The following is a 12539-nucleotide window of genomic DNA, read 5'->3' as shown; positions in this document are numbered from 1 at the left end:
TATCCAATTATTTTATAACAATAAAAATATATTTTATTGACTTAAATAGTATAAATATATTCATTAATTTTGACAAATATTGTTTCGTAATGAATTGTTAAGATTCATGATTAATAAATAGGAGATGCTGATAAGGTAATTTAACTAAATAAAGTATAAGTATAATTTATACTTATTTATTGAGCTTTATTTGATTGTTTTTTGATCAAAAAATTGTTCCAGTACGCTCCACTTAACTGGAACAATTTTTCTTTACAGTATACCTAAAATGTTGCTGATTGTTATTAAATATATATTAATCACCTCGGCAAACAGTTGTTGTACTTTGATATCCTGGCGGCTGGGCTTCAATTCGACCTGTCATTCCCATTACACGATAAATCCTTCTATCATCACTTGTTATGTCAGCTGTCCAGAGATCACCATCAGGGCGCCAAACTCCACCATATCTTTTTGTAATACCCCACTCACCCATAAACGTACCTACAGCCCTTATAAAATGAGACTGATTATTACTCAGTTCATCAGCTTTATACAAATATTGTGCCCGAAAACCTAGGCTATGCGCTTGAATATAACTGATTTTTTCTATATTACTACAAAAAGTCAATGCATGATAAATCTTGCTACTGTAAAACCAGTAACCATCACTAAAATACATTTCTCTACCAGAGCCTTTACTAGGCCATTTATTAGGAACTGGAATAGTAAAATTATCTATCCATTCCCAATAACGACCATTATAAAATTCCATTGTTATTGTTGGTGTGCCATTTTGAATAAATTGACTTCTTTGCCCTGCAATATAATTTACCGTACAATTCGAACCATAACCACCAATTGTCGATAAGTTTATCTTTCCACCACCATTAGACGTATAACAACGATAAAGACTTTGGTCTGAACCACTACCGACTAAAGTAAAGGCCGCATTCTGAAAACCGGTAGTTGGAAAACCACTATTTCGTGAAAAACCATAGGTATTATTAAAGACATTGGGATCATGATCACCAAAGTGAGTCATTTCATTCGGTCGTAAATAACATATTTGCCCATTTGGAATTATCCTATACTCTACCGAACTACTGCCATAGTAACGATTTCTAGGTAAACCATATTGAGTATTGGCCTGAATATTCGAAACTTCTACGCGTAATTTATAAGGTCCGCCACAATTCCAAAGCTCCCAACTTAACTTATCATTAGGTATTTGAATGTCATTTTCAAACCAAGTTGCTCTAATTGTACCAGAGACATAACCACCAACTTCATCACCATCAATGTCATCAACATTAAGTGTTGATGGATTATGTGCTTCACCATCCGTTGGAGTTGCAAATGTCCACACATCATTGAAATGCATTCCTTTAGGGGCTCGCAAGATAAGATCTGTATCCCAGGCACTGATCCATTCAGTACCGCCTTGTCCATTACGATTTGGAAAATTAACCCCCATAATTTGACGTAAATCAGTTAGTGGTGTTACGCCATCAGTTAATAAAATATACGGCGTATTACCGGTTATCATTTTTTCAGTTTGAGCAGAATATGAAGATAATGCCCATACATTATTTACCAATGATAGACTACTTAGAATAAAAATTAGTTGTGCAAATAGTGTTTGATATCTAGTTAAATTTATCGCTTTTTGTTTATTTTTATGTTGATGGATATTTAATACAATTTTTGCTATGTAAGTTTTTAGATTATAGAAAGATGAGTTTATAGCAGATTTTACTTGCGAAGTTTGTTTAGCCTGAAAGATGGCTAGAATACTATTTAGCCTATATGGCTGGCTGGCTGGCTGGCTGGCTGGCTGGCTGGCTGGCTGGCTGGCTGGCTGGCTGGCTCCTAAACAACTGTATTTTAACATTTTTTCAATCCCTTGTCAATGTATCCAATTATTTTATAACAATAAAAATATATTTTATTGACTTAAATAGTATAAATATATGCATTAATTTTGACAAATATTGTTTCGTAATGAATTGTTAAGATATGTAAGCAAGAATTGATGCAAAAAATATTCCTCAATATTTTGATTAAAAAATTTTACATAAAATTAACTTTCCCTATTTAGAGCAATCGGTTAACTATTTATGCATTTGAATGCTCACCTAACTAAATCGTTATGCTCGTCTTGATATTTGCTGTTTTTGGTGCTAACAGAAGCTGTTCTAGGCCTTTTTTGACTAAAGGTACATTTTGCAAATTTTATGGTTTGTTTGCAATAAATTGGGGTGATAGATTTATAAAAAAAACGGACTGTTATAGTCCGTTTCCTTGTCTAAAGAATAATCTTTCCATACCTTTTACAACATTTTTCGAGAGTTTTTCCGATAGCTTTTGTTTACGTTGATAGTTAACTGCTATGATTTTATGCGTGTCTAGATGCGATAAGATAAAATCATCACTGGTACTAATTTCGTCGACTAAGCCCTTTTCTTTAGCCTGTGTTGCAAACCAATGTTCTCCTGTAGCAATCTGTTCAATATCAATATTAGGACGATACTCTTTTACAAAGTCTTTAAATAATAGATGAGTCTCTTCTAATTCTTGTTTAAATTTTTGGCGACCTTCATCGGTGTTTTCACCAAACATGGTTAAAGTTCGCTTGTATTCACCTGCTGTTTGCAATTCAATATCGACATCATGTTTTTTAAGTAATCGATTAAAGTTAGGAATTTGCGCAACTACCCCAATTGAACCAACAATAGCAAATGGTGCTGCAACTATTTTGTTGGCTGTACATGCCATCATATAGCCGCCACTGGCTGCAACTTTATCTACCACCGCAGTAAAAGGAATATTTCGTGTTCTAAAGCGTAATAATTGCGAAGCGGCCAACCCATAACCATGCACTACCCCACCAGGGCTTTCAAGTTTTACCACAACTTCATCTTCTGGTTTGATGATAGCTAATACGGCAGTAATTTCTTGGCGCAACTCTTCTACTTCATGCGCATCCATACTACCATTGAATGATAGAACAAACAGTTTAGGTTTTGTCTGTAAAGTTGATGTTGTCTCGGATAATTTTACAGTATCGTCCGACGACGCATTATCGGTTTGTTTCTTATTTAGTTTAGCTGTTTGTTTAGCCTGTTTCTTTTCAAGTTTTTTCTGCTTTTTCAGATTTTTAGTGAATTGTTTGGCTTCGGTCTCGTCCATACTAGACATTAACATTTCATCTTTAGCTTGTTCATACTCTTTACTTATATCTTTGACTGACATTCGCCCAGCAACTGTGGATGATTTTCGACGCTGACATAAAATAAATATTAATATTGCTAGAATAGCAACAACAACAGTTACTGTTTCAGCCAAGAAAAGTGAATACTGTGAAAACCAATTCATTTGACAATTATCCTATAGTTTAAAAATTTGCCCATTATAACAATATAATTAAAGATTGTGCCGAAAATCAATAAAGATAAAATTGTTGCTTTATTCGGCATTTTAAATTCTTTATACTGACAACCTGTTTAATTTAATACGAGAACGAGTATGCCTTTACGTCCAATAACTGAAATCGCAAAACAATGTAATATCCCTGATGAATATGTGCTGCCTCATGGTAAATATGTCGCTAAAATTGATTTATCTATTATTAAAGCAAATCAAAATAAAGCTCAAGGTAAATTAGTATTAGTGACAGCAATAACCCCAACGCCACTCGGTGAAGGAAAAACCGTAAATACTATTGGATTAAGTGAAGGTTTAAATTATTTGGGAAAATCTGCTATCGCTTGTATTCGTCAACCTAGTTTAGGGCCAGTGTTTGGCGTTAAAGGTGGTGCAGCAGGTGGGGGACAGGCTGAAGTATTACCAATGGAAACATTAAATCTTCATCTTACTGGCGATATCCACGCTATAACTGCAGCCCATGATCTGGCTTCAGCAGCATTAGATTCTCGACTTTACCATGAAGAACGTCTGGGTGAGGAATTTACAGCACAAACAGGTTTGCCTCGTCTAAATATCGATATAAACCGTATTGTCTGGAAACGAGTCATCGATCACAATGACCGTGCGCTACGAAATATTACTGTTGGTGTCGGTGGTGGTGTTAACGGTGTTGAACGCCGAGATGGCTTTGAAATTACCGCTGCATCAGAGCTTATGGCAATTTTAGCGTTAGCATCTGATCTACATGATATGCGCGCACGAATTGGACGAATTATTTTAGCCTATAACACTAGTGGTGAACCAATTACTGCTGAACAACTTGAAGTTGCTGGGGCAATGACCGTTCTGCTTAAAAATGCCATTAATCCAAACCTTATGCAAACAGTGGAAAATACACCTGTATTAATCCATGCAGGCCCATTTGCCAATATTGCTCATGGTAATTCATCTGTAATTGCAGACCGCATTGCTATGCAATTAGCTGACTATGTTATAACCGAAGCAGGATTCGGCTCAGACATGGGAATGGAAAAATTCTTTAATATTAAATATCGTCAAGCTGGTATCAAGGCATCTTGTGTAGTGCTTGTTGCAACTGTGCGTAGCTTAAAATCCAATAGTGGTAAATATAATATCAAACCAGGACAAGCCATACCAAAAGAGATTTCAGAATCTAATGTAGAATTACTTGAAATTGGTGCAGCTAATTTAGCGTGGCATATCAATAATGCTAAAAGTTATGGTTTACAAGTGATTGTCGCAATCAATCGATTCCCACATGATAGTGAAGAAGAATTAGCATTTTTACAAAAATACGCCATTGAACACGGTGCATTTGCTTGTGAAGTCAGTGAAGTATTTACTCAAGGTGGTAAAGGTGCAGAAAAACTTGCCAAACATGTGATTAAAGCGTGTGATATGCCAAGTGAAATCAAGTTACCTTATCCTGACAGTATGCCATTAATAGATAAAATCCAAACAATGGTAAAAAAATACGGTGCGAATAAAGCTAATTTATCAGACACAGCACTTAAAAACGTTAAAGAAATTGAAGCATTAAAATTAGATCACTTACCACTTTGTATCGCGAAAACACCAATGTCAATCAGTGCTGATGCAAATTTAAAGAATGTGCCGACTAATTTTGATGTCGATATCAGCCATTTAGCAATTTCTGCCGGTGCTGGTTTTATTCGAGTTTATGCAGGTAATGTGATGACAATGCCTGGACTTGGTACTAATCCGGCTTATCGAAATATCGATATTGACAAAGATGGTAATATTGTTGGTTTAAGTTAATTTAAAAAATTATTATGCAAAAACAATATAAAGCGTTAATTGATGAAGAAAATTGTATTGGTTGTGGCAAATGTATACGCGTTTGCCCAACTGATGCTATTGTGGGGAGCAAACAAGTATTACATACCATATTGCCACAATATTGTACATCTTGTAGTAATTGTATTAATACTTGTCCAACCGACTGTATTACCTTAAGTACACTAGGTATTGCTTTAAATGAACAGGAAGAGTTACTGTTGACACAAAAAAAACAGCAACGATTAAGTCACAATCAATTGGTACCGCCAACAATTTTATTCCCTAGGTCGATGCCAATAAGCAATAGTAATGCGACTACACAAAAAGATCGCAAACAATCAATTGCCGATGCTATCGCCAGAGTGAAAGCCAAAAAAAACCTCGCTAATTAGCGAGGTTTTCATTTCTAATTTAAACTAACAAATTAAACTTGCTAGTTTTTTACTGACATTACTCTTTATTGCTTCTGAATGCTCGTTTACGATCATTTTCAGTTAAATGACGTTTACGCAAACGTACAGATAATGGTGTAACTTCTACTAATTCATCATCATCAATAAATTCTAATGCTTGTTCTAACGTCATTTTAACCGGTGGTGAAAGCGTAGTCGCTTCATCAGTACCCGATGCCCGCATGTTAGTTAATTTTTTACCCGTTAAGCAGTTAACGGTTAAATCATTTGAGCGGGTATGAATACCAATAATTTGTCCTTCATACACTTCTGCACCATGACCAAGGAATAATTTACCGCGATCTTGTAAGCTATAAAGTGCATAAGCTAACGCTTTACCTGTACCATTCGAAATCATTACACCATTATTACGTTGGCCGATTTCACCTGGACGTACATCATCATAATGGCTAAATGTTGAGTAAAGTAAACCAGTACCAGATGTCATAGTCATAAATTCAGTTCTAAAGCCGATAAGACCACGGCTTGGGATCACATAATCTAAACGTACACGACCTTTACCATCAGGTAACATATTGGTTAAATCACCTTTACGTAAACCTAAAGCTTCCATCACTGAACCTTGGTGCTGTTCTTCAATATCTAAAGTAACTTGTTCGAAAGGTTCTTGCTTTTTACCATCGATTTCTCTATAGATAACTTTAGGACGTGATACCCCAAGCTCATAACCTTCACGACGCATATTTTCGATAAGAACCGATAAGTGCAACTCACCACGACCTGAAACTTTAAATGCATCTGGGTCAGGAGTTTCTTCAACGCGTAAAGCCACATTGTGCACCAGTTCTTTGTTTAAACGCTCAAGAATTTGACGTGAAGTCACATATTTACCTTCTTTGCCAGCAAATGGTGAGCTATTAACATTAAAGAACATAGTAACAGTTGGTTCATCAACACTTAATGCAGGTAATGCTTCAACGCAACTATTATCACAAATCGTATCAGAGATACCGAGTTCGCCTAAACCAGTGATCGCAATAATATCACCTGCTTCAGCAACTTCAGCTTCATAACGTTGTAAACCTAAATGACCTAATACTTGGCCTACTTTACCAGTGCGTTTATTACCTTCACTATCAACAATAGTGACTTGTTGATTTGGTTTAACACGACCACGTTTAATACGACCAATACCAATAACACCAACATAGTTATTATAATCAAGTTGTGAAATTTGCATTTGGAAAGGACCATCTAAGTCAACTGCTGGTGGCTCAACATGTTCAACAATTGCTTCAAATAATGGCGTCATATCTTCAGCCATATCTTCATGATCAAGTCCTGCAAATCCCATTAATGCTGATGCATAAACAATTGGGAAATCAAGCTGTTCATCAGTTGCACCTAGATTTACAAATAAATCGAATACTTGATCCACAACCCAATCAGGACGAGCGCCTGGACGGTCAACCTTATTGATAACAACAATCGGTTTTAAACCATAAGCAAACGCCTTTTGAGTAACAAAACGTGTTTGTGGCATTGGTCCATCCATTGCATCAACCAGCAATAATACCGAATCAACCATTGACATTACACGTTCAACTTCACCACCAAAATCGGCATGTCCCGGAGTATCAACAATATTAATACGATAACCATTCCAATCGATAGCCGTATTTTTAGCTAAAATAGTAATACCACGCTCTTTTTCTAGCGCATTAGAGTCCATTATTCTTTCATTGTCGTCGCCACGTAAATTATCAAGCGTACCAGACTGTTTTAATAATTTATCAACCAAGGTTGTTTTACCATGGTCAACGTGAGCAATAATGGCTATATTTCTTAAATTTTCAATCACAATTAAAATCCCAATTAGGAGATAAATTCTTTAGGCGCAATATTGTACACCTTTTTAGTAAAAATGTTGATCTATATCACAAAGTTTCTTAAAAAGAACTTTAAGACTTGATATATAACGAGAATACTGACTTATTTTATAGGGATAACTAAGATTACTCATTGATAAATGTCGCAAATTGATGAGCAAACTCATCTACTTTGTCCCAATTTGTGTACTCAATCACTTCTTTAGTCACATCGGTATCACCTTTACCTAACCACATAATAAAACGGATCATATTACGATCAAACCAATTATATTTTGGATAATAAAGTGCGCCAGCAAATACCGCTTTAATCGTTGGTTGCCATGCAATTTTAGCTAAGAGTTTTTTAGTATATATATTCGTTTCAGGCGTATTTTTATTCGGTTTTCTTGCCACCATATTCACGCCAAAAAAGCCAGATTTGAGTGTGTTTAATTGCAGATAGTTAGCATCAATAAATTTTTTCATGGTTTTACTATAAAAACCATATCGAATAGACCCCCCAATCAATACCGCTTGGTAATTAGCAAGATCTATATGGCTATTTGGTAATAACTCAATCAAATCACAATCGCATTTACCAGCAAGCTGTGTTTTTATTCGCTGCATAATTTTAAGGGTTTGCTTTTCGTGAGTGGTATAAAGCAATAAAACCTTGATAATGCTATTCATAACAATGCTTCCTTTTATTAAAACTCTTGGTAAATATCAATAATTCTTTTTTTAGGATAAAAATTAACAATTTCGGGGTGATTTCATGGAAAACTTTGATTATAGTATTAGCCTTATTTAACCAGACCGGAACTGATTATGGCAATTTCACCTCCAAAACGTAGTGCTATTATTTTGGCGGCAGGAAAAGGCACACGGATGTATTCCAACCTACCTAAAGTTTTACATAAAATCGGCGGTAAGCCGATGTTACAACATGTTATTGATACAGTTCAACAACTTAATACTAATCGCATCAATATTGTTTATGGGCATGGCAAAAACGAACTTGAAAAATCGTTACAAAATCAGCCGGTGCAACTTGTTTATCAAGCAGAACAATTAGGGACAGGACATGCGGTTCAACAAGCTATCCCTTACATTCAAGATGATGAAGATATCTTGATTTTATATGGTGATACTCCACTTATCTCAGTTGAAACTTTGCAAAATCTTATTGCTAGTAAACCCAAACAAGGTATTGCCTTATTAACAGTGATTTTAGATGACCCAACTGGCTATGGTCGAATTGAACGCAAAGATGGTAAAGTTGTGGCTATCGTTGAACAAAAAGATGCCAATGCCGAACAAAAAAAAATCACCGAAATTAATACTGGTATTATGCTAGTTTCAGGCAAATTACTTAAGCAGTGGTTAGCTCGTTTAACCAATAACAACGCGCAAAAAGAGTATTATTTAACCGATATTATTGCCTTTGCACATCAAGATGGTTATGAAATTTTAACTTCACATCCAATAAAGCAATTTGAAGTTGAAGGCGTCAACAATCGATTACAGTTAGCAACTTTAGAACGTCATTATCAACAGTATCAAGCCGAGCAATTGTTACTTGCTGGAGTAACTTTACTTGATCCAGCCCGTTTTGATCTACGTGGAAAATTAACTCATGGTAAAGATGTTATCATTGATACAAATGTGATTATTCATGGTGATGTGACATTAGGAAATAATGTCATTATCGGTGCAGGCTGTATTTTGAAAAACTGCACCATCGCCAATAACAGCGAAATTAGTCCATACTCGGTGATTGAAGATTCGATTATTGCTCAGCACTGTACTATCGGACCATTTGCCAGAATAAGACCAGGCAGCAAACTAGATGATCATGCCCACGTTGGTAATTTTGTTGAGTTGAAAAAAGCTCATCTTGGCCATGCAACCAAAGCTGGACATTTAAGTTATTTAGGTGACAGTGAAATTGGCAGTAATGTCAACATTGGCGCTGGCACAATTACCTGTAATTATGATGGTGCTAATAAATTTAAGACAGTTATTGAAGATGATGTCTTTGTCGGATCTGACAGCCAGCTTATTGCCCCAGTCAAAATTGGTAAAGGAGCAACTATTGCGGCTGGCACAACAGTTACTAACGATGTCAACGACAATGAATTAGTGGTTAGTCGTGTAAAACAAAAACAACTTGCGGGTTGGCAAAGACCAACGAAATCGAAAGAGGGATAGACGATGTGTGGTATTGTAGGTGCAATCGCTAAGCGTGATGTGGCAGATATTTTATTAGAAGGACTTAAACGTTTAGAATATCGTGGTTATGATTCTGCCGGACTTGCTATTATTTCACCAACAGGTGAATTGCAGCGAATAAGACGGGTAGGAAAAGTACAAGCGCTTAAAGATGCGGTAAACGAACAACCTGTTGCCGGTTCAACCGGTATAGCCCACACTCGCTGGGCAACACATGGTGAACCAGTTGAACATAATGCGCACCCACATATATCCGACTTTATTGCCGTTGTGCATAATGGAATTATCGAAAATTTCGAACCACTGCGTGAAAAACTTATCGCGAAAGGTTACCAATTCCGTTCAGAAACAGATACTGAAGTCATTGCCCACTTAATTCATGACATCATCAGCACTGAAGAATGTTCCTTATTAGAAGCTGTGCAAAAAGCCATTCCACTCTTACGAGGTGCTTATGGTACAGTAATTATGGACACTCGAAATCCTGATATCCTAGTTGCCGCACGTTCTGGTAGCCCACTTGTTATTGGTTGTGGCATTGGCGAAAACTTTATTGCCTCAGATCAACTGGCTTTATTACCGGTAACTCGGCAGTTTATCTTCTTAGAAGAAGGTGATATAGCGCTTGTCACTCAACGTTCAGTGACGATTTATGACAAAAATTTTAATCAAATAAATCGCCCTTGCATTGAATCAGATGCCAAATATGATGCTGGCAGCAAAGCTGGTTTTAACCATTACATGCAAAAAGAGATTTATGAACAGCCGAATGCGATTAAAAATACCTTAGAAAGTCGCATGGCTCATGGCAAAGTCAATTTATCAGAACTAGGCCCAAATGCAGAAAATATTCTCAAGCAAGTTGAACACATCCAAATTGTTGCCTGTGGCACAGCTTATAATGCAGGCATGGTTGCTCGTTATTGGTTTGAATCCTTAGCCGGCATTCCTTGTGATGTGGAAATTGCCTCGGAATTTCGTTATCGAAAACCAGCTCGTCGCAAAAACAGTTTATTTATCACCCTATCACAATCCGGGGAAACTGCCGATACCCTTGCTGCTTTACGCTTAGCTAAACAGAACAATTACCTAAGTACTCTTGCGGTATGTAATGTGGCAGCATCGACTTTAGTTCGAGAAGCTGATTTGGTTTTACTAACCAAAGCTGGCGTTGAAATTGGTGTCGCCTCAACCAAAGCATTTACCACACAATTGACGGTATTATTACTGTTAGTGGCAAAGTTAGGCCGACTTAATGATATGGCAGAAATCACTGAACAAGCAATCGTCCATGCATTACAAACTTTACCAAACCGTATAGAACAAGTATTAATGGCCGAACCTGTAATCAAAAAACTTGCTGGTCATTTTGCCGATAAACATCATGCACTATTTTTAGGTCGTGGCGATGAATATCCAATCGCTATAGAGGCATCATTAAAGCTAAAAGAGATCTCCTATATTCATGCCGAAGCTTATGCAGCTGGTGAATTAAAACATGGGCCTTTAGCATTGATTGATGCAGATATGCCAGTTATTGTTATGGCGCCAACGAATGACTTACTTGAAAAACTCAAAGCCAATATTGAAGAAGTGCGTGCCCGTGGTGGTCAACTTTATGTGTTTGCTGAGCAAGATGCTGGTTTTGTTAGCGACGATACTATGCATATTATTAACTTACCCCATATTGAAGAACTTACTGCACCAATCTACTACACCGTACCGACGCAATTACTTGCTTACCATGTTGCCCTAATTAAAGGTACCGATGTCGACCAACCTCGTAACCTAGCAAAATCAGTAACAGTGGAGTAATTTATTAGATTAAATGTGAGGACTTGCTTTAATAGTATGTTTAGCCAAAGTTCTCACATTTACTTATTAAAACCTCACAACAGGCATTTATAGTTTATAAAAATATTTGCATAGCTTCTCTTACTAATGAATTGCTAGTTGTTTAAATAGTTATCTTAACTTTATTGCCACCTTTCATCTAAAATGACTAAACTCTTTTTTATAATGTTGTTAGCAATAATAGATAATATTTTAAATATCAATAAAATAGTTAATTTATTCTCAATAAGGAATAAATTAACATTAATTAAGTTTTATTAAATTGGATTGATAAAAATAGAGTAACTATTAACTTTTACTAACTATTATTTAATAAAATTTATAAACTCATAGGGTTATTGAGCAAATTGATTTTTCATTCTAACCAGAGACTATGCCACACTGTTTTTTTTGCGGAAAATAAAATATAAAATAAATGCAACAAACATCAATACTACATGATATTTAACAAAAAATAGATAAGTATCAATTCCTGAATTTGCGGCTATAGAAGCTAATACTGGAGACAAAAATGCTGTGCTAAAGATATTAATCCCAAAAATAGCACCAGAAATAGTTGGTTGCTTAACGAATGTAATTAATGCTAATAAACTACATAACATGGCAATAAGTATACCAAATATAGGAATAAAAATAGATATTATAGCGAAAATTAATCCAACAATTGATAGTGCTTTCATTTTACCTCTATTCAAAAAGATGCTTAATTAAAATCTATTAATTAAATAATTTATTATAAAATTAATCTGAAACCAAAGCCTGTGCATATTAACAAATTATGGTATAGAGATAAACATTTCCACTTGTCCTAATTAAATATTGTGTTTCAAATGCAAAATATAAATTATGCTAAAAGTCACATATTTTTTAAAAGTACTCATTGATGATTAACCGTAAGTTTATGGTTTAAAAAGCTAGCGAATAATACAATAATTGATTA

General features: G+C 35.6%; 9 protein-coding genes. 4 read left to right on the top strand and 5 right to left on the bottom strand.

Features of this window, described 5'->3' with window-relative positions:
• Positions 1-295 precede the first annotated feature (295 nt).
• The gene (locus tag H3S74_RS00255; protein ID WP_198246928.1) at positions 296-1873 is read right to left on the bottom strand and encodes a hypothetical protein; all 1578 of its coding nucleotides are present in this window, start codon (positions 1871-1873) and stop codon (positions 296-298) included.
• Positions 1874-2268: 395 nt separating this feature from the next.
• Positions 2269-3357, bottom strand: a complete 1089-nt coding sequence (gene sohB, locus H3S74_RS00250) for a protease SohB (RefSeq protein ID WP_110448354.1) — start codon at positions 3355-3357, stop codon at positions 2269-2271.
• A 150-nt stretch (positions 3358-3507) separates the two neighbouring features.
• Between sohB and H3S74_RS00245 the strand changes: the two genes are divergently transcribed.
• Positions 3508-5208, top strand: a complete 1701-nt coding sequence (locus H3S74_RS00245; protein WP_110448355.1) for a formate--tetrahydrofolate ligase — start codon at positions 3508-3510, stop codon at positions 5206-5208.
• A gap of 14 nt (positions 5209-5222) precedes the next feature.
• Complete coding sequence (locus H3S74_RS00240; RefSeq protein WP_110448356.1) at positions 5223-5621, top strand: RnfABCDGE type electron transport complex subunit B; 399 nt, start codon at positions 5223-5225, stop codon at positions 5619-5621.
• A 58-nt stretch (positions 5622-5679) separates the two neighbouring features.
• Here H3S74_RS00240 and typA read toward each other — a convergent pair whose 3' ends face one another.
• Together typA and hemG are read right to left on the bottom strand one after the other, a co-directional pair.
• Positions 5680-7503, bottom strand: a complete 1824-nt coding sequence (typA, locus tag H3S74_RS00235; RefSeq protein ID WP_065578484.1) for a ribosome-dependent GTPase TypA — start codon at positions 7501-7503, stop codon at positions 5680-5682.
• A 154-nt stretch (positions 7504-7657) separates the two neighbouring features.
• The gene (hemG, locus tag H3S74_RS00230) at positions 7658-8194 is read right to left on the bottom strand and encodes a menaquinone-dependent protoporphyrinogen IX dehydrogenase (RefSeq protein ID WP_370547447.1); all 537 of its coding nucleotides are present in this window, start codon (positions 8192-8194) and stop codon (positions 7658-7660) included.
• A 147-nt stretch (positions 8195-8341) separates the two neighbouring features.
• On the opposite strand from hemG, the gene glmU reads away from it, so the two are divergent.
• Together glmU and glmS are read left to right on the top strand one after the other, a co-directional pair.
• Positions 8342-9724 carry a bifunctional UDP-N-acetylglucosamine diphosphorylase/glucosamine-1-phosphate N-acetyltransferase GlmU gene (gene glmU, locus H3S74_RS00225; protein WP_198246927.1) on the top strand — a complete coding sequence of 461 codons (1383 nt, stop codon included), beginning with the start codon at positions 8342-8344 and terminating at the stop codon, positions 9722-9724.
• A gap of 3 nt (positions 9725-9727) precedes the next feature.
• Positions 9728-11560: a glutamine--fructose-6-phosphate transaminase (isomerizing) gene (gene glmS, locus H3S74_RS00220; RefSeq protein WP_198246926.1), complete on the top strand. Its 1833-nt coding sequence runs from the start codon at positions 9728-9730 to the stop codon at positions 11558-11560.
• Between the two features lie 410 nt (positions 11561-11970).
• On the opposite strand, the gene H3S74_RS00215 is transcribed toward glmS, so the two are convergent.
• Positions 11971-12279 carry a hypothetical protein gene (locus H3S74_RS00215; RefSeq protein ID WP_198246925.1) on the bottom strand — a complete coding sequence of 103 codons (309 nt, stop codon included), beginning with the start codon at positions 12277-12279 and terminating at the stop codon, positions 11971-11973.
• Positions 12280-12539 lie beyond the last annotated feature (260 nt).

It is taken from the genome of Gilliamella sp. W8126 (assembly GCF_016102185.1).
Classification (GTDB): domain Bacteria; phylum Pseudomonadota; class Gammaproteobacteria; order Enterobacterales; family Orbaceae; genus Gilliamella; species Gilliamella apis_A.
This window is presented reverse-complemented; position numbering and strand designations above follow the sequence as displayed.

Bases quoted from the DNA above. Each gene is read 5' to 3' on its own strand.
- H3S74_RS00255 (WP_198246928.1), bottom strand. From the start codon at position 1,873: ATGTTAAAATACAGTTGTTTAGGAGCCAGCCAGCCAGCCAGCCAGCCA.
- sohB (WP_110448354.1), bottom strand. From the start codon at position 3,357: ATGAATTGGTTTTCACAGTATTCACTTTTCTTGGCTGAAACAGTAACT.
- H3S74_RS00245 (WP_110448355.1), top strand. From the start codon at position 3,508: ATGCCTTTACGTCCAATAACTGAAATCGCAAAACAATGTAATATCCCT.
- H3S74_RS00240 (WP_110448356.1), top strand. From the start codon at position 5,223: ATGCAAAAACAATATAAAGCGTTAATTGATGAAGAAAATTGTATTGGT.
- glmU (WP_198246927.1), top strand. From the start codon at position 8,342: ATGGCAATTTCACCTCCAAAACGTAGTGCTATTATTTTGGCGGCAGGA.
- glmS (WP_198246926.1), top strand. From the start codon at position 9,728: ATGTGTGGTATTGTAGGTGCAATCGCTAAGCGTGATGTGGCAGATATT.
- H3S74_RS00215 (WP_198246925.1), bottom strand. From the start codon at position 12,279: ATGAAAGCACTATCAATTGTTGGATTAATTTTCGCTATAATATCTATT.